Origin of the sequence: Nitrospira sp., assembly GCA_024998565.1 — a bacterium.
Taxonomy (GTDB): Bacteria; Nitrospirota; Nitrospiria; order Nitrospirales; family Nitrospiraceae; genus Nitrospira_A.
This window is the reverse complement of the sequence record JACOEM010000010.1, coordinates 11,333-34,588: the sequence shown is the minus strand read 5'-3', so window position 1 is coordinate 34,588 and position 23,256 is coordinate 11,333. Positions and strand designations below refer to the sequence as shown.

Here is a 23,256-nt window from a genome sequence, read left to right as displayed (position 1 = left end):
GCGCAATGCGTACGATCGACTGATATGCCCTGTCGGTATCACACTCACCCGTAGGAAAGGCCGCCCAGCAAGGCCGCACCAAGCGAAGGGGCGAATCGTACTCGCGTCGTACGGTGAGCCGCTGAGGTTCACGACGCGCTGAGTAAAGCGCGTCACGTTTGTGAACGCCGCCGAGACGGTGAGGCGGCAGTGTCTTGCGAGAACGCCGCTGCCGGACTTTTTCCGCATCCTGCTAAACGCAACTGCGGGAGAGCACCTATGTGCTCTCCCGCAGTCTTGGTGATTAGGACCGGCACTGCACCCTTGTGGCGGCACGTATACAGGGCTGCGCCGCCCTCACCTTTACCGGAGCGGATTCGACATTCTGGAGACAGTGGGTGTTCCAGACTCGACGTCCGCCCGCTTGATGGAAGGCGCCTGCTGACTCAACGGGAGGATCCGTTGATCGTCATGCGGCAACACCTTCATCAATCCCCACTGCCCGGATTGGGCATAGGGCAACCGCTGATTGCTCCAGACGTAATCACCCGGGAGGCGGAAGCTTCCGCCGGCTGCCGGGATGAAGGCATCGAGGCTCTCCGAGGCGGAGAACTCAACGACGCTAATCTGGTCGGCGCCGCGCATGAACGGTTCGATCGGCCACTCATGCTTTTCGACGCTGAACATGCCGTTCTGCTCATTGCTCGCACCGAACACATGGATACGCACGGGATCTCCCGCATGCGCTTCGATGAGCGGCGTGGCAATGCTCTCCGGCTTATCCACCGAGCAAGGCTGGAAGACCTTGCCCAACGTGCAACCGTTTGACTCCCGGAACTTATACGGTTCCGAGCGGTAGTTGACAGCCGTCAAGCCCGCCGTGTTCTGCACGTAGGGCATGAAGCTCGTCCCGATGATGTTGTCTTCGTCCTGGAAGAACAGGGCCACATCGCGATAGTTCTGGCGATTCTCGTAGCCCTGAATCGACCGATCCACAATGACATCGGCGACCCAGCTGTTCTTCAGGGAAATATCCGCACCGGTCTTCGGATCGCGATACGTCGCCCCCTTCGGGCCGATGACGATACCGCCGAACAGGCCGTTGCGCGGATTGGTCATGACATTACCCCAATCCCACACCAGGGACGCAGTCTCCCCGAGGAACGGATCGGCATAGTAGGTGTAGACGCGGCTCTCACCCGGCGCGACCGTTTGCTCGCCCGGATTGTTGCCGACGTTCGCACCCAGCGAATCCTTCGGATCGAACGCCAGGCCCAGCGCCGAGAAGGACGCCCGACCCTGCTTCATCTTGTTGGTCAACCTAATTTTAAGACAGTCGCCGACATTCGCCCGCAACGTCAACGGCATCGGTTGCGCACCGGACGCCACGGCCGACACATCCTCCTCCAAGGTGTAGATCTTGGCATCGGGATTGACCATCTGGATGGTGCGTTCGAAATCGACCTCGATGGCATCCGGTGCTTTCGGATTCAACTTCATGGACGGGAAATCGATCGCCACGACGTTGAAGTTTTTCACCGGCGCCTCGGCAGGACACACCGCCGGAGCCTTGGGAATTTCGTTCCGGCCACTGTAGCCGGCCGGCAACTTCTGCAGATCCGCCACGTCCTTATCGAGGACGCGCAAGATCCCCCAGGCACCTTCCGAGAACTTGGACGAACGTCCGTTGAAGTGGATGTAGTCGCCCGCTTGCAGTCTCGGTCCGCCGGCCTGCGGCACCACCAGGTCGTACCGCTCGGCAATGCCGACATGGATCGAGTTCTTCCGGTTCGCGTCGCCGGCATACCGCTCAGTCAGATAGGTATGTCCGGACAGCGTCCAGACCATGCTTTCGTTGGTCATGGTCTGCAACAACCGGAAGACGACCGTATCGCCCAGGTACGCACGTACCATCGGCGTGTACGGATCGCCGTGCACGGCGCTGCTGAAGAGTTTCGACATATCCGGATTGGCCGCCATACGGCCGGAGATCGGCTCCGCCCGGAAGTTCAGGCTGCCGCCCGTCGTATGCGTTCCGCCGTTCAGGAACGGCATCGGCGTCATCTTGATATGGTCGGGAATCGGGAAGGAAATCGTCTTCCCCGCTTCCAGCGCCACCTCGACCGGCTGTCCAGGAGGATTACCGGCCGTCACGATATTGATCGTGTGCGGCACACTATCGTTCAACTGCACGAGCAACTCACGGAAGCTGCCGTTCACCCCGTAGCCCACAGGCTCCGCAGTGCGGATGTCCGCCAACGGACCGCTCCGGATCGGCGCTCCGGTCTTCGGATTGTGATACGTCGAACCGACCGGCTCGACGATCATGGTGCCGAATCCGCCGTGACCCCAGGTAATCCGGCCCAACGCATGGTCGTGCCAGAACACGGTGCCCACATCGGAATCGACCCAGAACCGCTGCCGAACGAACTCGACCGTGACGATATCCTTCACCGGATGATCGTTCTTCAACGGCCGCACGAGCGTGATCTCGTTGCCCTTAATCGACTGGATCCGCCCGACTTCATTCCCACCGACGTTATCCGCGCCGATCAGGATCTCAATGCCAGGATGATACTGGGCGGCGTTCTTGAGGGTGATGACACGATCGCCCTTTTTGCCCGCCTTCGTGAACGTGGTATTCAAGGGCAAGGGCAATCCCTTGTCCGTTTTCTTCTCCAACATGGTGAACGGGCGCACCGACTGTTCGTTCGAGAAGCCGGTGATCACACCGTCCGACGACTGATTGTCGAACTGCAGGAAATGCCAATGGGTATTGACCTTCGATGCATGAAAATTCGAGTAGTCATCGTCGTCCCATTCGCTGGTCAACATCCAATCGACGCAATCATAGATGTTCGACCGCACGACCAACGGGAACTTCAGGTCGTTGTTCTTCCGAATGGCGGCTTCTTCTTCGTGCAGGACATAGATCATCCCGCCTTCATCCATAATCGCCGGCGTGTTGCCCTGCTTATCGGCCAACATCATCGGCGTGCGGATGAAGTGCACGTTGTATTTCTTCGAACCGGCATTTTCCGGACAGAGGCTCCAGCGCCCGTTCTCTCCCGGCTTGGCCGGATAGGAACTCGGCAACCCGTCCTCTTCCAGATGGATCATCTCCAGCCACGGAGAAGGATTGTGGCCTTTGGAGAACGGCACCCGGCGACCGAAATGCGGCTTCAAATGCGGCCAGGAGACCTTGCCGGTCAACGGCTCGAACACGATCGGCAGCCGCTCGTTCGGATGCGCCGACTGATAGCGCGGATTCGGCACCGTGTTCTCCGGCTCGGTCATGGCGCGATTGCCCTGCCAGCCCCAGTTCAACACGCTGGCATCGTAGGACCTGGTCTGCTCACGCTCGTCTTTCTTGTGACCAGGCAAGCCCTGTGGCGGGAACTGCATCTCCACCCAGTCTTTCAGGGTCACCAGAGCCGGGCTCGCCTTCCAATCGGTTTTGCCCTTCTCGATAATCGTGAATTGCTTGCCGAACCAATCGACCGTCTTGCCGATCAACTCGTCGGACGTGATACCCACCTTGATCCGGCCCTTGCGGTCCGGCAACTCCAACAGATCCGGCATCACATCGTTGTGGTTCGCACCCTGCTGAATGGTGTTGTACACGCGCCAGTAGCCCCACATCCCCGCGATGTAGTGATGGGCCACGTGGCAATGGAACAGGAAGTCTCCGGCCAACTGTTGGCAGAGTCCGGATCCGCACTCCGTTTCGAGATCCATGGTCTCAGACGGACCGATCACTTCCACGTCGACGCGATCGGACTTCGTCCGGATCACCGGGTACTTCACCGGGCCGTTCTTCGCCGTATGCCAGAGCGGCATTTCATCGATCGCCCGCGGGCTGCGCGGCCAACGGATCGAACCTCCGTGCGGATGATGTGAATGGAACACTTCCGAGCCTCCGTGCACCAGCCGGAACTTGGCCGGGTCACCGAGATAGCTGCGCGGAATGGTCGTGGCCGGATCGCCGAACGTATAGGCGCTGTAGGCCATCGACTCATCTTCGAAGCCGAAATATTCATGCTGCGTTTGCATGTTGTCCACGCCGAACGGCTCGCTGCGGTAGTTCAACGCGCGGGCCACCGGGCGATAGACGTCGGTCAACGGATCGCGCTGCGGAATGAAGTCGCCCTTCTTATTCAACGGGCGGAAGGCTTCATCGCCGACTTCGTGGTAGAACAGCACGAACTCACGGAAGTCAGGACCGGCTCCGTTCTTGATGATCGCCTGCCAGCCGCTCTTGGTGGGCTGAGGATCTCCGGTTCCCAACGGCTCAAGATACTCCGAGCCCTTCGGTTCGATCACGAACGACCCGAAGAGGCCCATCACGGTCAATTCGCGGTCGTTGCTGTACGAATGGAACTGGCGGCTACCCTCCTGCTGCGTGGGCGGAATGTACCATTCCATGTCCACGGCCTTTCCCGGTCCGGCAATGCTGTCCGGATTGGTGGTGCTAGCCGGCTGGCCCGTGGCCGCCATCACCATGCTGGAGCCGTGAATGTTGAGACTGACCTCTTCCGTGCCCTCGAGCTGATTGCGAAGCGTGAGCTTGACGCAATCGCCCTGGTTGCCGCGAAGGACGAGGGGCTGAATCCATTGATTCTGCAACCCGTTCATCACTGCGCCCGGGTTGTACCCTTCCACGTCGCGCGCGTCTTTATTCTTCGTCTCTTCCGCGCGCACCTTGTCGATATTCTCCGTCAGCACGTACATATAGCCGGGATAAAAATCGAGCCACATATTCAGCGTGATCTCGACGTTGATCGCGGAGACATCGTACGTGCGCACCGGTGCATTGGCCGGGCAGCGCCCGCCGCCCATCGACACAGGCTCGGCGGAGGGATTGGACATCAGAAGGAGATCCTGATTTCCCGCGCCGTACTGGTGCATCATGTTGATGTTGTTGTACTGCCCGCCGGTCCGCTGCACCTCGGCGTCATGCACCATCTGCTCATTGATCTTCTCCATGATGCGCTGGTGTTGCCGCTCCATCATGGCCGTCCGCTCGACATGCCCTTCCTTGGCATCCTCGACGATGGTCTGCCCCTTGAGCTGCTCTGCCCAAGCCGGCTGGTTGTGCGCCGCGGCATGCAGGTCGGTCGGCTCCGCCGACGCGACGTGGAATGCCCCGATGCAGACCGTCGGGAGCATCGCCCCCAGCACATACTTCCAGGCTGCCCGGGACCTTCGCTGACTGTACTTCTTAGGCCCGCTTCGTACCGATCTCATTGACCTACCTCCTCTTGAAACCATAAACACCGCACCACGAGACTGCCGCGAGCGGTGCAGGTCCATGGGGACCTGCACCTCATGGAGTGGAAAACTCCGGAGGCCGGTCCATCGTCTTCCACTTCCTAGCTCGCGATCATTGCCACGATGGCGCGTCCCCCACTGCACGTATAAAGACGGCCATCTCTAGAGCAACTCCCGTTCCAAGATGATCAGCGTAAGAAAACCGCACTTTGCTTGGTAATTTCAGAAGACGAAGGGCCAATCGCTTTCACGAATGGGGCGTAGGCGCCCCATCGAAAATGCGTGTGGAACGAAAAGAGATTGAATTTAGAAGCGAATGTGACGTGTCAGAAAAGTTTGTCTCAATGGGACATCAACGCCCCATCGGTGAGAGTGGATGAAGGGTGATCAGCCGCACCGTGAACGGACACGGTGACGGCGTGGCTGGAAACGGTGAACGAAGGGTAAAACGTGAAACGAAAGACGAAAGAGTAAGACGTGAAAGGTCTGAAGGGGCACGCCTCGCGTCTTACGTTTTACCTTTCACGCCTGCTAGAACAGTTCGCGCAGGCCGTGTTTCTTCACCATCCGTTCGATCGTCTTCCGATCGACGCCGGATTCCCGTGCCGCACGTCCCATGTGGCCGTCGTGACGCTTGAGGAGATCGATCAAAAAGCTGCGCTCAAAGTTCGTCACGGCTGCCTGCTTGGCATGTTTGAAGGAGCCGGCTTCGGCGGAGGCTGCTTCCTCGCCCCCGCACTCCCGCAAACGGTCGGGCAAATGCGCACTCGTAATGACCGGCCCGTCGGCCAGCACTGCGGCGCGCTCAATGACGTTTTGCAGCTCACGTACATTCCCCGGCCAGGAGTACCCGCACAACAGATCCGACGCCGAGGAGTCCAACTCCGGCACAAACGCCAGGCCCAGCCGCTGCTGTTTCATGAACCGCCGCAGGAACTCCCGCGCCAGGAGGAGAATATCCCCCTCGCGAGTCCGCAAGGGCGGCAACACAATAGGGATGACGTTCAGCCGGTAATAGAGATCTTCGCGGAACTCACCCCGGCGGCAGGCCGATTCAAGATCCTGGTTGGATGCCGCAATCACCCGCACATCCACCTCCAGAAACCGAATGCCCCCCACCCGTCGCATCTGCCGTTCCTGCAACACCCGCAACAGACGCGACTGCAGGGTCTGGCTCATGCCGCTGACTTCATCGAGGAACACCGTCCCACCGGCCGCCACTTCGAAGAGGCCGGGCTTCGAGACATGGGCGCCGGTAAACGCCCCCTTCTCATGGCCGAATAGTTCGGACTCCAGCAGCGTATCAGGAAGAGACACGCAATCCACCGGAATGAAGGGACGTTCCGCTCGCAGGCTGGCATCGTGAATGGCACGCGCCACGAGCTCTTTTCCTGTTCCGCTTTCTCCATAGACCAGCACATTGGAATGCGTCGGCGCGACCTTTTCAATCAGATTGAACACCGAGTGCATGGCGGAACTCTCGCCGATAACTCGTGACAAGCCGGGACGCTTCCCGGAACGCGCCTGCTCAGGGGGGTCCAGAAGCTCGGGCGCACCGACGGCCGCGGCGACAGGCCCCGCCCCATCCTCTCCGAACGCGCGACGGGCAACCGACACCAGGTCCGCGCTCGTAAACGGCTTGGTAATGTAATCGAAGGCGCCATACCGCATCGACGTGACCGCAGTCTGAACCGTTGCATGGGCCGTCAACAGTACCACCTGCACCGAGGGATCGAACCGTTTGGCTGCCGCCAGGACCTCAATCCCGTCGAGATCGGGCATACGCAAATCCGTGAGGATCAGGCCGGGCCGCTCGCGCTGGATCACATCGAGCGCACGGGCGGGATCACATTCGGTCAGACAGTCATACGGCACACGACTCAGTATCCGGCGGCAATTCTCCAGCGCATCCTGTTCGTCATCGACGATCAGGATTTTTCCTGCAATCCCCATGATGTTCCCTCATGAACCCGGTTCCCGAATGCCACCGCAGGCAGATACACATCGAAGACGGCGCCGACGGCGTGGTTCCGCACCTCAATGCGGCCACGATGGTCCGAGACAATTCCATAACTCAGAAACAGGCCCAGCCCGGTCCCTTGGCCGGCCGGTTTGGTGGTAAAGAACGGATCGAAGATGCGATCGAGGATCTCGGTCGGCACACCGGGCCCGTTATCGGACACGCTGATTCGCACCCACTCGTCTCCGTCGATCGGCACCCGCGCAGTGCTCACCGTGATGATCCCTTGACTGTCTGAGCCGATGACTGCATCGATGGCATTGTTGATCAGATTGAGCAGGACCGTTTCCAGGCGATCGCGATCGCCCATCACCGGTGATAACTCGGGCGCCACTTGCGCGTCAATCCGGACTGCCAGCGCAGCAACCCGCTCACCGGCCATGGCGACACAGGTGCGCGCCACGCAATTGAGATCCAGGGGCTTCAACATCGAGACGGTCCCGCGGGAGAAGGTGAGAATGCTGCGCGTAACCCGGGAGATCCGTTCCGCCTGCGTGCGGATCGTCACCAGATCCCGTCCGACCTCCTCCGGCACGCCGGTCTGTGCCGCATCGGCCTCCATGCATTCAATCCGGTTCAAAATGATGCCGAGCGGATTATTGATCTCATGGGCGATCCCGCTGGCGACTTTGCCCAGCGTGGCGAGGCGTTCGGACAATTCCAGTTTCCGCATCTGGCGGGTAATTTCCGCCGTCTTCTCCTCCACCCGATGCACCAGCTCCGCGTTCAGCGATTCCAGTTCGGTTCGCGAGGATTGCAGCCGGTCCGCCATCCGGTGCACGGCCACGGCGAGTTCCTCGAACTCATCTCCTGTCTTGATGTCGAGCGGACCATCGTACGTGCCCTGGCTGATGGCTTCCACACCCGATTTCAACACCTGGATCGGGCGGGCGATCCGTGCCGCCACATACCGCCCCATGGCCCAGAGCAGACACAACATGACCACACCGATCAACGCGAGGTTCCGCAGCTGGTCGCGAATCGGCGCATAGGTTTCCTCCGGTTGCTGCCGCACGAAGACGTGCCAGGAGTTATCCGGCAGGCTCAGCCCCGTCACGGGCGCATACCCCACCACCGTATCGGTCGCACCATGGCCGTCGTCCTCGGCAATGCCCCAGCCGGGATTCGACGAGACGATCATGGCCATCAATTGACTGGGAATCCGATGCGCACGTCGGGGAAGGATAGGACAGACGAGCGGCTGACCCGCGGCATCGAACAACATGGCATGGCCGGTCTGCCCGATGCGGATCTCTTTGATCATCGCGAAGAGGGAATCGAACCGGTAGGACGCCTTGATGGCGCCGATGACTGCATGCTGATGGTCGTCCAGGATGGGGACCGCGATATCGATGGTTTCTTCCGGCGAGCGAAAGGATCCTTCCTGTCCGGGGATCAACCCGCTGACGTAGACCCGGTCCAGGCCTCCGGCCTGCAAGGCCTCCCACCAGGGTTCCTGGCTCAGGAAATAATGGTCCGGTTCCGAGCTGGCTGCGACCAGCGCCCCATAGCGGTCGGTGATCAACAGCCCCACCATCTTGTCGCCGTCGCGGACTTTGGTCTCCAGCAGGAAGCGGGACAATTCAGAATTCAGCAGGCCGGCGGCGCTGTCATGCCCCTTCTCCCACTCCCCCGCGCGTTCCTGAATCAGCCGCTGCGTATCGGCCCACTCGCCTTTGTACGACAGGTTGGCGGCCTCGACCGGCTGGCGAACCCGCAAGGGGGCTGAGGCGAGCAACCGCACTCCCTGGACTTCACCCTGAACGAGCATGGTCAAACGGTCGGCGGCCTGTTCGGCAATTGCCTGAAAATTTCCGCCGATCACATCACGGAGGGAGCGCATGCCGGACATCGACGCCAGCACCAGGCCGATCACCAGCGGGATACAGCCCACCAGCACGATGGCGAGCACAATGCGGCCTTTGATGGTGCGAATCGTCACGCCGGCCTCCTGCGTGACATTGTAAACAACGGGCGAAAGAAAACGCCACAGCACCTCGCTCCGGCGCCAACCCTGTCAGGCGCGCGTGGTTTCCTCGGATGTCGCCGGCAATCGTGACGGCACCGCGGCCGCCAGGCCAGCGACAGCCGCCTGCCTGGCCCGCCTGGCCCTGGCACGATGGAATCCCCACAAGAACAGCCCGGACAGACTCATCAGCAGGATCGGCACCCCGGGAATATTGAGCAGGGTTTTCTCGAAGCCGAAAAAATTCAGCTGGTGCAATTGCATCACGGCAAAATGCACTTTCCGCCAACGGCCCTCATCCTCAAGGATTTCACCGGTCTGCCGGTCCAGCACAATCTCCGTGGCCTCAGCATCATCGAACCGGACACGCACGGCATCGTAGGCGCGCTTTTTCTTCCTGGGCGTGTACCGTTCCATTTCCACGCCCGTAACGGCGGCCGGTGGACGCACGTATTGCATGGCAATGGCCGGAGCCAGGTCCTCCGTAATCGGAGACAGGCGCTCGCCGCTCAGGGCATCCAACAGCACAGTCGTCGAGCCGCCTTGCCCCCGGAGCTTCACATCATAGAAAAGCCGGCCAAAGTCGGTGCGCAACGTGGCCTGCTCGACCAGCGCGCGACCTCCCACCGCCTCTTTCGCCAGGACCAGCGCCCGGTCGAGCGGCAGTGTCGCGGAATCCACCGGCGGCCCCGTGAGCGGTCGCACCTTTTCCTTATAGTGCTCATCCCAATAGAGAAACTTCGCATCCGCCCAGAGCAGTCCCGTCACGACGGACAACAGGAGAAAACCAAGCGCCCCTATGCCGAGCCATCGATGCGCCCGCCTGACGATCCGCTCAGCCGCCCCGCGGCCCATCTATTTCTCCCCTGAACGCTCAGCCCGCACCTGAATCGCCAAGGTGCTCCGATGCCGAAGCGCCTCGTACGGCTTCCCCTGAAATTCACCCGGCGTTTTTTCGACGTGAATCAATTCCAGGACATACCGTCCCGGCCAGAGCGCTGTGAAGGCCACAATTCCTTCCCCATCCGTTTTTAATTCCTTGTCCCACCCGATGGGCGCATGGACCAAGATCGTCGTATTCGGAAGGGGTTGCCCCTTGAAGAAGCCCTTGACGACGATTTCACCGCCCGGTACATGGCTGACTCGCCCGGTCGCCAGATTCAGTCCCTTGGTCAGGGGAATCATGTCGAGGGCCATTGGCGCGGCCTGATCCCGTTCATGCTCGTTGAGACGGCCCTCTTCCATGCACATGAAATAGGTCCGCGCATAAAACATCGGTTTGACGAGGCCGATGTCGTGTTTGCGTAAATCCTGAACCGGGGCCTGCGCCTGCTGCGCCACCACCGCATTCCGGCCGGGCAGACACGACGGCAGCGCCCCGGCAAAGTGATTGACCTGTTTGGTCAGAGCCACTTCAGTCGTACCCTGCCTGGAGTCCTGCACACGTAGCGTGACTCCGTCGATCGAATCCAGACGCCCACCGCGTTCCTCCCGTAGAAACTCGCTGTATTCGCCGAAATAGATCTTGAGCGGCTGACCGGTTTCAGCCGGCGCGATGGCGTCGGCCTCGACCCACACGAAATGGGCCCCGGCCAAAGAAGGCCCCGCAAGAACAGACAGCACCATCGCGCTCCACAGTCCGACTGCACAACTTCTCCTGTTCATCGTCAACACTCCTTATATAGAGAGTCCCCGGAGGGCACTGCCCCTACTCGTTAGAATCGCCATGACACGCCGCCGTAAAAGTTCCGGATTTCTCCGGGCTGAATGCCGATGAAACTGCCGGTCGTTCGTTGCGCGATAAACGATTCGTCGCTGAGGTTGCGCACGCCGGCGAAGACCGCCCATCGAGCCTTGGGCGGCGCATAATTGAGCCTGAGGTTCCAGATGGTGTAGGACGGGATCGCGCCTGTGGTGCCGAGAGCATTTTCCGTTTGCGTATTTACGCCATCGGTGAATTGCTGGGCAACGAACAGGGCATCGGCCTCGATCGAAGCACCGGTCGGGTGGTAATAGCCCACCAATCCGTAGAACGTCATACGCGGGGCATAGGGAAGGTCTTTCCCGTCTGTCGATCCGAACAGCGATTTCGGCCGCAAAAGCGTGATGCTGCCCCTGGTGACGAAGCCTTGCAATGGGCGGACGATCTCGCCCCAATCGAGACTGACGGTACTCTCGACTCCTTCCATCAATGTTTTGCCGGCGTTGACGAACTGGCTGCCCTGCTGCACGATCTGGTTGCTGAATTCGGTTCGAAACAGGGCGACTTCCGCACTCACGCCGGGCAGGATATTCGAGCGGACACCGATATCCGAACTCAACGCGCGTTCCGCCGAGAGGTCTTGTGTGGTTCCGCTCGTCGGATCGACCGCATTCGCGAAGGTGGGCGGCCGGAATGTGGTGTGCACATGCCCGAACAACAGGCTGTCCGGAGTGAGTTGGTACTTCACCCCCGTCCCGTAGATCAGCCCCTGAGTCGTCTTGTAGCTCTTGAAATTCCCACCCACAGGCGGAACGGCATTCATCGTCTCGCGGCTTTGATTGACCTGCTCCCACCGGATGCCGGGGGAAATGGTGAGGGCTTCGGTCAACCGGATGGCGGTCTCCGTATAGGCCGCATAGGCTACCGACTCCAGATCGGCATTATTAGTCGTACGGCTGATCTTCGAACCGGCTGTGCCGATCCCGGTGATGTCGGTGAGCCGCTCCGCGTGGTACCGAACGCCGGACGTGATTTTTTGATCCAATCCAAACAGTGAGAATTTGAACTGATGCTGCGGCATCACGCCGAAGACATTGAACTTGCGCAAAAAATTCGTACTGCTGGAAAGCAGCGTGCCATTCGCGGCTTGATCCTGGATATACCAATTCCGTTCGAACACGTTGCCGTACACGATGATCTTAGCCGTATTGTGGGCGTCGATCTCCCGACTTGCCGTCACGTCTATTGCTCCCCGCTGTCCTTTGAATTCATCCTGCGGCTTCCCCGCCAGCGTGCGGTCGTTTCGATATTGCGTCGGCGTGAGACTTCCCGGTGTCTGCGTCGTTTCGTCATACCAGGAGATGTTGGTCGTAATGCGGGTTCTGTCATCCGGATTGGCTTCGAATCGCATCGTGAAATCGTCCAACTGTGATTTGCTGCGGTCTCTGAAGCCGTCCGATTGGCGCCGGACATATCCGAGCTGCGCCCCGAAATTTCCGAAGTAACCGCCGTACTGCGTGTCCGATTGAAACAGGTTGAAACTGCCGAACGTATTCGTGGTGGAGAAGGTCGGCGTCGTGGGAATCCGCTTCTGAATGAAGTTAATCAGGCCGCCCTGAGTATTCGGCGAATAGAGGACCGTAGCTCCGCCCTTAATCACCTCGATATGATCGATGCGTTCGATCGGCACCATGTAGTACGTCGACGCATCTCCAAAGAGGGCCGGTTGGATGGGGATATCGTCCAACATCAGCAGAATATTTTTGCTGCGCCGGGGATCCATGCCCCGTATTCCAATGTTCGGTCGTAACCCCTGGCCATATTCATCCAAGACGTTGACACCGGGAACCCGTCGCAACATTTCGTCCGCGTTTTTGGGTCTGGCTCGCTGGATTTCTTCGCGTGTCACAACATTCACCGTTCCGGCGATGTCCTTCACCAGTTCCTGGTCCGGCTCGTTCCGTTCATGCACATCTTTGACCACGATTTCCGGGACGACCACGGGCTTGACGCTGGATGAGGATGTCGCCGATCTGGTGTGACCCGACGCAGGGGCAGCATGGCGATCTTCTCCTGCCGGTGCCTGGGACATGCCGGAGGGCTGTGCCCGCTCCAACGTCACCGTATCGACGCTGGTAAACCGGAACGAGAGTCCGCTGCCTGCCAGCAATTCCGACAGAGCCTCTTCGGGCGTATAGGACCCAGCCACCTCGGCCGACGTGTGTCCGAGTGCCATATCGTCCGGAAAGCTGACTTGCAACCCGGAAGTCAACGCAAAGTCTCGCAACGCCCTGTTCAAGGGCTGCGGAGAAATCTGATAGTGGATTTTCGGTCTGGGCTCCGCGCCGGCATTCGTACCTTCGCCCTGCGCGGATGCGTGATCGACACCCGCGGAAGTGAATACCAACATGATGAGAAGGAGCAGGATCCGCAGATTCATGGTGAAAAGGACGTCACGCCATCGATTCCATGCGAGCATAGACCGGCGTCGGCAGCAGGCACTGTTCCGCATTCAAACCTCCATCGGTGGACTATCAAGGATTGGGGAGTCCGTTTCCTCGATCGTGGTGTTCTCCCTGTGCCTGGACGTATGACAAAGAGAAAATCCCCCCGGCAGAATGAAAAGGGAAACGGATTTATTCGCTGCAGGGATGGAAAATCAGAACGGGACGCAAGCAGTGTGTTGAGGCCGTCCGGCAAGGCCGCAGCGAGCGAACGACTGAGGCGAACTGTTCCGGTAGGTCGAAGGAGTGAGCAACGCGAGAACGGCGCCGGCGGCCTTTGGCAACAGCCGGCTAGCGAATGACGATCAGATGGTCCGTGAGCCGAACCATACGAATGGGCAGCGTGTCCGCCAGAGTGGTGAAGACATGAGAAGGATCGGACAGATTATAGATCCCGGTGATCGGGAGCGATTGCAGGGCGGGATTCCAGATGACGATGTACCCGCGATGGTAGCGCGCCAGATCGTGAACGACATCAGCCAGGGGAGTGCGGACGAACACCAGACGACCCTGCATCCATGCGGCAACGGCAGCCGTATCCACGCGATCGACCCCGCCTGCGCCTTGCGGCCCGACGGACACCTGGTCGCCGGCAGCCAAACGAACGGCCTGATCCGATCGTCTCTTCCCGTCGGTCACCAGGACCGAACCGCTCAACACGGTGACTTGTACGTCTGTCTTGCGATCCTTGACCAAAAATTGGGTGCCGACGGCCGTCGTGGCGATTCCGCGGCTCTCAACCGTAAACGGCCGTTCCGGATCGGGTTGAACGGCAAAGGACGCCTCTCCCCGCAACAATTCCACGTGCCGACGACCGGACTCATACCGCACCGCGATTGAGCTGTCCGTATTTAAGATCACGACCGATCGATCCGGAAGGGTCACGACCCGCTGTTCTCCGATTCCCGTTGAATAGTCGGATGTGAGCCAGATCAATACCGCATCGCTCCAGAGAGCCATGCCGACGAGCAAGAAGACGGCTGCAGCCGCCATGCGTCCCCTGCGCCAAGAATGATGCGCCTGCCGACGTAACGCATCGATCGTATCACCGGCCACATTCCGGACCGCGGCCTGTTGCAATTCCGGTGCATCCCACAGCATCTGAACCTGGTGGTAGGCGCGCGCGTGCGCCGGACTTTGCGCGCGCCACGCATCCAACCGGCGGCGCTCGGCGCCGGAAAAATCGTCGGCCGCCTGACGCATAAACCAGGCAGTCGCTTCCTTCATCAGTTGCGAATCAGACGGTTGGGGCACGGACGGCCCCGGCGAACGATGGTCTTCAGGTGACATGGTGGCCCATGGCGGCTCGGCAAACCGGGAACATGCGAGCGATCGACGCACTATAGTCTCATATGTCCGACGTGTCAGCTCGCTCTTTTCCCCCTCACCCCCATCAGGCCTGCAGATCTTTGGAACGAAGCGCTTCCTGACAGCAGGTCATCGCTTTGACGAGCTGCTTTTCGACGGCGCGTTCAGACATCCCCAATTGCGCCGCAATTTCCTGGTAGGAATACCCGTACACCCGCCGCATGGCAAAGATAGCCCGGGTGCGGTCCGGGAGGGAGGAGAGCGCCTTCTCAAGCGTCGCGACCAATTGCCTGTCATGCGCCTGGGCATCGACCGGTCGTGTGCCGGTGGGAACCTGTTCGGCCTCTTCCAGTGACGTGTGCCGCTGGCCGCGGAATTTCTGTTTCCTGAAATGGTCCAACGCGAGATTCGTGGCAGTCCGAAACAGGAATGCGCGTGGGGACGCAATGATCTGCGATGTGGGAACATCGGCGAGACGAATATACGCTTCCTGAGCCAGATCGGCCGCGGTTTCCTGGCATCCCACCATGCGCCGAAGCATGGCCAGGAGATCGCGCTGATGCTCGTGAAACAACCGTTCCAGATCGATCGAGGGTGAGGCGCTCATGTCATCGTTGCTCTGGGCCAGACGGCGCGGCGGTCGTGCACACATCCGCTGCCAACCATGCCGGGATCTTGTGACTTCTGAGGGAGCAGCCTAGGGTCTCGCGGGCGAAAAGAGAATGATCGGATTCCGGATATTGCAGGCAAGAAAGTAATTGTGAGGATGGAGCCGGATGAGAGCGGTTAGCGGCCCGTTATGCGGCAGGGTGCAGAGCAGCCGCCCGGGCTCGTACCCATCGAAGCCTCAGGCGATCGAGGAAGAGGTAGACGACGGGAGTCGTATAGAGAGTCAGCATCTGACTCACGAGCAGGCCGCCGACGATCGCAATGCCGAGCGGACGCCGCAACTCCGATCCGACCCCCATACCCACGGCCAGAGGAAGTGCGCCCAGCAGAGCTGCGGCGGTCGTCATCATGATCGGACGGAACCGCAGCAGGCAGGCTTCGTAGATCGCTTCCTGCGGAGTCTTCCCTTCCGCCATCCGTTCGCTGTGTAACGCAAAGTCGATCATCATGATGGCGTTCTTTTTCACGATGCCGATCAGCAACATGATCCCGATCAACGCGATCATGCTCAGTTCCGTCTTGAACAGCAGCAGGGCCAGCAACGCGCCGACGCCGGCTGAAGGCAGCGTCGAGAGAATCGTGATCGGGTGGATGTAACTCTCGTAGAGAATGCCCAGCACGATATACACCGTGACCAACGCCGCCAGGATCAGCCAGGGCTGATTTTCGACCGACGACTGAAAGGCCTTCGCCGTACCTTGAAAGGTACCGCGCACCGTCGCGGGCAGGCCGATGTCATGCATCGCCTGATCGACGGCGAGCACAGCCTGCCCGAGGGATGCGCCCGGCGCCATGTTGAACGACAACGTCACGGCGGGAAACTGCCCCTGGTGATTCACCGAGAGGATCGTGTTGGCCGGCTCATATCGCGTCACGGCACTCAACGGCACTTGCCCGCCGTTCGGCGAGCGGACGTAAATATCATGCAACGCCGAGGGGTTCTGCCAATATTGCGGCGCCACCTCCATCACGACATGGTACTGATTGAGCGGCGTATACATGATTGAGACCTGCCGCTGGCCAAAGGCATCGTAGAGCGTGTCGTCGATCAATTGAGGACTTAAGCCCAGCCGTGAGGCCGTGACCCGGTCGAAGACCACCAACGATTGCTGCCCCCGGTCCTGCTGATCGCTGTTCACATCCACGATCTCCGGGACAGTCCGCAACTTGGCCTCGACCTTCGGAGCCCAGGTGTTGAGTTCGGCCAGATCCACACTCTGCAGGGTATATTGATATTGTGCGCTGCTCGCCCGACCGCCGATACGCAAATCCTGAATCGCCTGCAGATAGGTCGGCGCTCCCGGCACCTTCGCCAGCTTGGGGCGCAACCGGACGATCACTTCATCAGAACTGATCCCTCGCTCTTCCAGAGGCTTGAGCGCGATGAACATGCGTCCTGTATTGGTGGTGCCGGCATGGCTGCCGCCTCCGGTAAAGCCGGTGATGCTGGCGACGGCGGGATCGCTCTTGATGATGTCCACCACGTCAGTCAATTTCTGACGCATCGCCTGAAACGAGATATCCTGTGCGGCCTGAATGTTTCCAAAGAGTCGCCCTGTGTCCTGCTGAGGGAAAAATCCTTTCGGCACGAGGATATACAAATAGACCGTGAGCGCCATGGTCCCCAACGTCACCACCAACATCGTGCGCGGATGGCGGAGGACCCAGGCCAGGCTGGTCGCATAGCCGCCGGACAACAGACCGAACCCCCGCTCACTGACGCGATACCACCAGCCATGGGACTCTGCCGGTTCTGACTTCAACACCCGCGCGCAGAGCATCGGGATGGTCGTAAGCGACACCAGCAACGACACCAGGATAGCGGTCGAGAGCGTCACCGCAAATTCACGAAACAGCCGGCCGAGCATGCCGCCCATCAAGAAGATCGGGATGAACACCGCCACCAGCGAGAGGGTCATCGACACAACCGTAAACGCGATCTCCTTCGCGCCGCGGAGCGCCGCGTCCACCGGCGACAACCCCTGCTCCCGGTAGCGCGTGATGTTTTCGAGCACCACGATCGCATCATCCACCACAAAGCCGGTGGCGATCGTGAGCGCCATGAGGGAAAGATTGTCGAGGCTATACCCGAACAGGTACATCACGCCAAACGTGGAGATCAGAGACACGGGAACCGCCACCGCCGGAATCAAGGTGGCGCGCAGATTCCGGAGAAACACGAACACCACCAGAATGACCAGTCCGACGGAAATGGCCATGGTACGCTCGACGTCGTGCAGCGAGGCGCGGATGACGGGCGTACGGTCCATGACGATCGACAGCGACATACTCCCCGGCAGCGAGGCCTCCAATTGAGGAAGTTGCGCACGCAGCCGATCCACCGTTTCGATGATGTTGGCGCCCGCTTGGCGATAAATAATCACCAGCACCGCCGGGGTGCCGTTGGCCACCCCCATGGTCCGGAGATCTTCGACGGACATTTCCACCGAGGCTACATCGGACAGCTGCACCGCCCGCCCGTTTCGATAGGCCACGATCAACGGCAGATACTCCTCCGCCTGCTGAAGTTGGTCGTTGGTGCGGATTTCCCAGGTGCGGTCGTCGCTTGTCAGTTGCCCCTTCGGCCGATTTACGTTCGTACTGGTCAGGACCTGACGCACCTCACCCAGTCCGATCCCATACTTATTCAAGGCGGTCGGATTGAGATCCACCCGGATCGCCGGCAGGGACCCGCCTCCCACGGCGACCTGCCCGACGCCTTCGACCTGCGACAGTTTCTGCTGCAGGATGCTGGAGGCGGCATCGTACATCTGCCCGCGACTCACGAGCTCGGACGTCAAGGCGAGGATGAGAATGGGGCCGTCGGCCGGATTCACCTTGCTGTACCGTGGAACGGTCGGCAGATTCGACGGCAGATCGGCGCGCGCCGCATTGATGGCCGCTTGCACGTCCCGCGCTGCCCCGTCGATATCGCGGCTCAGCTCGAATTGCAGCGTGACATTGGTTCCGCCGATCGTGCTGGAAGAGGTCATCTCCGTCACGCCCGCGATACGGGTGAACTGGCGCTCCAACGGAGCGGCAACGGACGAGGCCATCGTCTCGGGGCTCGCCCCCGGCAGCGAGGCCGACACATTGATCGTGGGAAATTCGACTTGCGGGAGAGAGGCTACAGGCAGGAATTGAAATGCGACGATGCCCACCAGCGTCGCACCGATGGTGAGCAACGTCGTGGCGACCGGCCGTCGCACAAAGGGCGCAGACAGGTTCATCGCTGACCTACCGGAACCGCCCCGGTTACCGGCACCTGCCCAGGGTCGCGCCGGAACCGAGCGGCCACCCGATCCAGGGCAAGATAGACAACCGGGGTCGTGTAGAGAGTCAGCAACTGGCTCACCACCAATCCACCGACGATGGCAATTCCGAGTGGTTGCCGCAACTCCGATCCGACCCCCGAGCCCATCGCCAGGGGCAAGGCCCCGAAGAGCGCCGCCATGGTCGTCATCATGATCGGGCGAAAACGCAGGAGTCCGGCTTCATAGATAGCCTGCTCCGGCGGCTTGCCCTCGTTGCGTTCCGCCTCCAAGGCGAAATCGATCATCATGATGGCATTCTTCTTCACGATGCCGATCAGGAGAATGATCCCGATCAGCGCGATGATGCTGAACTCCATGCGGAACAACATCAGGGCCAGCAGCGCGCCGACCCCCGCAGAGGGCAACGTAGACAGGATCGTGAGGGGATGGATGTAACTCTCATACAAAATCCCGAGCACGATATAGACGGTGATCAGGGCGGCCAGGATCAGCAGGGGTTCATGTTCCAAGGAGCTTTGAAAGGCTTGCGCGGCGCCCTGGAAACTCCCGCGGATGCTCGGGGGCAGGCCGAGCTCATGCGTCACCTGCCGGATCGCTGTCACCGCTTCACCGAGGGACCCTCCCGGCGCAAGGTTGAAGGAGATCGTCACGGCTGGAAACTGGCCCTGCCGGCTGATGACTAGCGGCACCGTCGTTTCGGTCACTCTCGTGAAGACATTCAACGGCACCGACCCGCCGCTCCCGCGCACTTCCAACTGTTGCAGCGCCTCCGGCCCTTTCTGAAATTCCGGCATCACTTCCAGAATGACGCGGTACTGGTTCAGTTGCGTGAACATGGTGGAGACCTGCCGCTGCCCGAAAGCATCGTAGAGCGTGTCGGTGATGAGTTGCGGCGTGATGCCCATGCGCGAGGCGGTATTGCGGTCGATCTCCACCAGCGACGCCAGCCCCTGATTCAGTTGATCGCTGCTGACATCCCGCAGCTCCGGCCGCACCTGCAGGCTCTCCAGCAGTTTCGGCGCCCAGCGATTCAGCTCCTCAGGATCGGCGTCTTCCAACGTATATTGAAACTGGGTGCGGCTGACGCGATCTTCCACGGTGAGATCCTGCACCGGCTGCATGTGCAGGGTGATCCCATCCACCTCCGCCACGCGTGCTTCGATCCGCCGGATGATCTCGCCCGCCCCCGCCATCCGTTCCCCCAAAGGCTTCAGATTGATATACATCCGTCCGCTGTTGAGGGTGGTGTTCGTCCCATCGACCCCGATGAAGGAGGACAGGCTTTCGACGGCCGGCTCTTCGAGAATCACACGCGCCAACGCCTGTTGCCGCTCTCCCATGGTGCCGAAAGAAACCGCTTGCGGGCCTTCCGTGATCCCCAGAATGACACCGGTGTCCTGAAGTGGAAAGAAGCCCTTGGGAATGAGCAGGAAGAGCAGCAGGGTGAGCCCCAGGGTGCCTCCCGTCACGACCAACGTGGCGCGCTGACGACGGAGTACCCACTGCAAACTTCGCCCGTACCCCGCAATGATACGATCCAACATCCGTTGCGACGCCTGCGAGAACCGGCCAGGCTGTTCGGCCCGCCGCTCGCGCAACAGCCGGGCGCACATCATCGGCGTCAGGGTCAGCGACACGATCGCGGAGATGAGGATGGTGATGCTCAGCGTGACGGCAAATTCGCGAAACAGCCGCCCGACCACATCGCCCATGAACAGCAAGGGAATGAGCACGGCGATCAGAGACACCGTCAGCGACAGGATGGTAAAGGCGATCTGCTTCGATCCTTTGAGCGCCGCCTGAAACGGCGACTCCCCCTGTTCGATGTACCGTGCGATGTTCTCGATCATCACGATGGCATCGTCCACCACGAAACCGGTTGAGATCGTCAGCGCCATTAACGTCAGGTTATTCAAACTGAAGCCCATCAGGTACATGAGACCGAATGTGCCGATGAGCGACAAGGGCACCGCCACCGCCGGAATCACCGTGGCGGGTAACGTCCGCAGAAACAGGAAGATCACCAGGATGACGAGCGCCACCGCGAGCACTAGTTCGAACTGCACATCGCGAACGGTCGCGCGGATCGAGGTGGTGCGGTCGGTCAGCACCGAGACCTGCACCGAAGATGGCAAGGTCCCCTGCAATTGCGGCAACAGTCGCTTGACCCGATCGACGACTTCGATGACATTCGTCCCCGGCTGGCGCTGGATGTTGACGATCACGGCCGGCGTCTCATTCATCCATGCCGCCTGCTTGGTATTCTCGACATCGTCGATCACCTCGGCGACCTCCGAGAGCCGAACCGGCGCCCCGTTGCGATAGGCGACGATCAACGCTTTGTAATCCTTGCCGGCAAACAATTGGTCGGTGGCGTTGATGATGGACGCGCGCCGGGGTCCGTCGAATCCGCCTTTGGCCTGATTGACGTTCGCGGCGGCCACGACGGTTCGCAGATCCTCCAACGTCAATCCATAGGCAGCCAAGGCGCGGGGATTGGCCTGGATGCGCACGGCGGGCCGCTGCCCGCCGCTGATGCTGACCAGACCGACGCCGGACAACTGTGAAATCTTTTGCGCGAACCGGGTTTCCGCGAAATCACGCACTTGGGGCAGGGGCAGCGTGGCCGAGGTCAAGGCCAGGGTGAGAATCGGCGCGTCGGCCGGATTGACCTTGCTATAGACCGGAGGAGCCGGCAGATCGCGCGGCAGAAACGTGGCCGCCGCATTCATCGCCGCCTGGACTTCCTGCTCGGCCACATCCAGATCGATATCGAGGCTGAATTGCAGGGTGACGACCGAACTGCCGCCTGAGCTCGTGGAGGTCATCTGGTTCAGCCCGGGCATTTGCCCGAACTGCCGTTCCAGCGGCGCGGTGATCGACGAGGTCATGACATCCGGTCCGGCGCCGGGATAAAACGTCATCACCTGAATGGTCGGGTAATCGACTTGCGGAAGGGCGGAGACAGGCAGCTGGCGGTAGGCCAGCGCCCCGGCCAGGAGAATGGCGATCATCGTCAGGACCGTCGCCACAGGCCGGACGATGAACAGCCGCGACGGGTTCACGTCCGCTTCCCTCGTGTGCGCCCCTCACCGCCAGGCGCCGGCGCCTCCTGACTGGCCGGGACCGCTCCGGCTGCCGGACGCAGCTCGACCTTGCTGCCCTCGCGCAACTTTTCGGTCCCGTCCACGACCACCACCTCACCCGAGGCGAGACCCGTGTCGATGGCGGCTTCTTCTCCCTGCGCGACACCCACCGTCACGGCTCGCACGCTGACCGTTTGCTCCGCCTCGTTCACCACATAGACGAACGTGCCCTTCGGCCCGCGCTGAACGGCGGCGGACGGCACCACCGTGACGCCCTGTTTGATATCGAGGAGCAACCGGGCATTCACAAACTGATTGGGAAACAGCGAGCTGTCATCGTTTGGAAACACCGCTTTCAGGCGGACGGTGCCGGTCGTCGGGTCGATCTGATTATCGACGGTGAGCAGCGTCCCCGTGGCCAACTTCCGCTTTTGCTCCCGGTCGAAAGCCTCCACGACCAGTTGCTTCCCGGCCTTGAGCCGCTCGAAAACAGCCGGCAAATGGTCCTCCGCCAGGGCGAACACGACCGTGATAGGCTGCAATTGCGTAATCACCAACAACCCGTTGGGATCGTTGGCATGGACGATATTGCCGGCATCCACCAGGCGCAACCCCACCCGCCCGTTGATCGGCGCGGTGATGCTGGAATAGGTCAACTGCAGCTTGGCATTGTCGATCTGTCCCTGATCGGCCTTGACGATGCCCTCGTACTGCCGCACCAGCGCTTCCTGCGTGTCGAGCTGCTGCTTGGGAATGAAGTTTTGTTTGTAGAGATCCCGGTACCGCTCCAGATCCAGCTGCGCGTTTTTCATTTGCGCCTGATCGCGCGCCATTTGCCCCTCGGCTTGAATCAGCTGCACCTCGAACGGCCGCGGATCGATCTGCGCCAGCAATTCGCCGCTATGCACGAGCTGCCCTTCCTTGAAGAGCACCCGCATCAACTGGCCGTCCACCCGGCTCTTCACCGTGACGGTGTTCATCGGGATCACCGAACCCAGACCGTTCAGGTAAATGTTCATTTCGCTGGTTTTGGCTGCCACCGCCACGACCGGCGTGCTCCGCGCCCCCATGGCGGGCCGCTTTTCCGCCTGGCGGGGCTGGGCTTCACCGGATCGGGTCATCAATACATAGACCCCCACCGCCAGCAGGCAGGCCGCACACAGCCCGATCATCCATCGCTTCAACAGGGTTGCAAATTGCACGGATTCAGCCATCGCCGCTATTCCTTCCGTCCCTTGGTCACCTGCCCCTGCTGCGTCACTTGTCACCGCCTCCGCTCGCGAACAGCCACATCATCGTTCCATCGTCGCGTACGGACATGAGCTCTTCTCATGTGAGACGTTTCACCCCGCCCAATCTCCCCCTGCTATCATACCCTATCTGACCGCGGGACCACAGATATTGCGCCTCGACGCCCCTGCCGGCAAGACCCGGAGGCGACACGTCCACGCACATGAACCGGTGATAAGCGGTCCG

At 60.6% G+C, this 23,256-nt stretch carries 11 protein-coding genes; all 11 read right to left on the bottom strand.

The window, feature by feature from the left end; all coding sequences use genetic code 11:
• Positions 1–342: 342 nt before the first annotated feature.
• A complete protein-coding gene (locus H8K11_15555; protein MCS6265168.1) occupies positions 343–5,226 on the bottom strand; it encodes a multicopper oxidase domain-containing protein in 4,884 nt (1,627 codons plus the stop codon).
• Between the two features lie 555 nt (positions 5,227–5,781).
• Positions 5,782–7,203: a sigma-54-dependent Fis family transcriptional regulator gene (locus tag H8K11_15550; protein ID MCS6265167.1), complete on the bottom strand. Its 1,422-nt coding sequence runs from the start codon at positions 7,201–7,203 to the stop codon at positions 5,782–5,784.
• Entirely contained in the window at positions 7,179–9,212 is a 2,034-nt protein-coding gene (locus tag H8K11_15545; protein MCS6265166.1) for a HAMP domain-containing protein, read from the bottom strand. The genes H8K11_15550 and H8K11_15545 overlap by 25 nt, the downstream gene beginning before the upstream one ends.
• 75 nt (positions 9,213–9,287) lie before the next feature.
• Complete coding sequence (locus H8K11_15540) at positions 9,288–10,091, bottom strand: hypothetical protein (GenBank protein ID MCS6265165.1); 804 nt, start codon at positions 10,089–10,091, stop codon at positions 9,288–9,290.
• Positions 10,092–10,901, bottom strand: a complete 810-nt coding sequence (locus tag H8K11_15535) for a DUF4198 domain-containing protein (protein MCS6265164.1) — start codon at positions 10,899–10,901, stop codon at positions 10,092–10,094. It abuts the gene before it with no gap.
• Between the two features lie 50 nt (positions 10,902–10,951).
• Entirely contained in the window at positions 10,952–13,378 is a 2,427-nt protein-coding gene (locus H8K11_15530) for a TonB-dependent receptor (GenBank protein ID MCS6265163.1), read from the bottom strand.
• Positions 13,379–13,733: 355 nt separating this feature from the next.
• The gene (locus H8K11_15525) at positions 13,734–14,732 is read right to left on the bottom strand and encodes a FecR family protein (GenBank protein ID MCS6265162.1); all 999 of its coding nucleotides are present in this window, start codon (positions 14,730–14,732) and stop codon (positions 13,734–13,736) included.
• 103 nt (positions 14,733–14,835) lie between these two features.
• Positions 14,836–15,357: an RNA polymerase sigma factor gene (locus H8K11_15520; protein ID MCS6265161.1), complete on the bottom strand. Its 522-nt coding sequence runs from the start codon at positions 15,355–15,357 to the stop codon at positions 14,836–14,838.
• 190 nt (positions 15,358–15,547) lie between these two features.
• Positions 15,548–18,649: a multidrug efflux RND transporter permease subunit gene (locus tag H8K11_15515; GenBank protein ID MCS6265160.1), complete on the bottom strand. Its 3,102-nt coding sequence runs from the start codon at positions 18,647–18,649 to the stop codon at positions 15,548–15,550.
• Positions 18,646–21,759 (bottom strand): multidrug efflux RND transporter permease subunit, encoded by a 3,114-nt coding sequence (locus tag H8K11_15510; GenBank protein ID MCS6265159.1) that lies wholly within the window; start codon positions 21,757–21,759, stop codon positions 18,646–18,648. Before H8K11_15510 ends, H8K11_15515 begins: the two co-directional genes overlap by 4 nt.
• Positions 21,756–22,994 (bottom strand): MdtA/MuxA family multidrug efflux RND transporter periplasmic adaptor subunit, encoded by a 1,239-nt coding sequence (locus H8K11_15505; protein MCS6265158.1) that lies wholly within the window; start codon positions 22,992–22,994, stop codon positions 21,756–21,758. Before H8K11_15505 ends, H8K11_15510 begins: the two co-directional genes overlap by 4 nt.
• Positions 22,995–23,256 lie beyond the last annotated feature (262 nt).

What these genes read in the sequence shown, in the direction of transcription:
- H8K11_15555 (MCS6265168.1), bottom strand. Translation starts at nt 5,226, where the DNA reads ATGAGATCGGTACGAAGCGGGCCTAAGAAGTACAGTCAGCGAAGGTCC.
- H8K11_15550 (MCS6265167.1), bottom strand. Translation starts at nt 7,203, where the DNA reads ATGGGGATTGCAGGAAAAATCCTGATCGTCGATGACGAACAGGATGCG.
- H8K11_15540 (MCS6265165.1), bottom strand. Translation starts at nt 10,091, where the DNA reads ATGGGCCGCGGGGCGGCTGAGCGGATCGTCAGGCGGGCGCATCGATGG.
- H8K11_15535 (MCS6265164.1), bottom strand. Translation starts at nt 10,901, where the DNA reads ATGAACAGGAGAAGTTGTGCAGTCGGACTGTGGAGCGCGATGGTGCTG.
- H8K11_15530 (MCS6265163.1), bottom strand. Translation starts at nt 13,378, where the DNA reads ATGAATCTGCGGATCCTGCTCCTTCTCATCATGTTGGTATTCACTTCC.
- H8K11_15525 (MCS6265162.1), bottom strand. Translation starts at nt 14,732, where the DNA reads ATGTCACCTGAAGACCATCGTTCGCCGGGGCCGTCCGTGCCCCAACCG.
- H8K11_15520 (MCS6265161.1), bottom strand. Translation starts at nt 15,357, where the DNA reads ATGAGCGCCTCACCCTCGATCGATCTGGAACGGTTGTTTCACGAGCAT.
- H8K11_15515 (MCS6265160.1), bottom strand. Translation starts at nt 18,649, where the DNA reads ATGAACCTGTCTGCGCCCTTTGTGCGACGGCCGGTCGCCACGACGTTG.
- H8K11_15505 (MCS6265158.1), bottom strand. Translation starts at nt 22,994, where the DNA reads ATGGCTGAATCCGTGCAATTTGCAACCCTGTTGAAGCGATGGATGATC.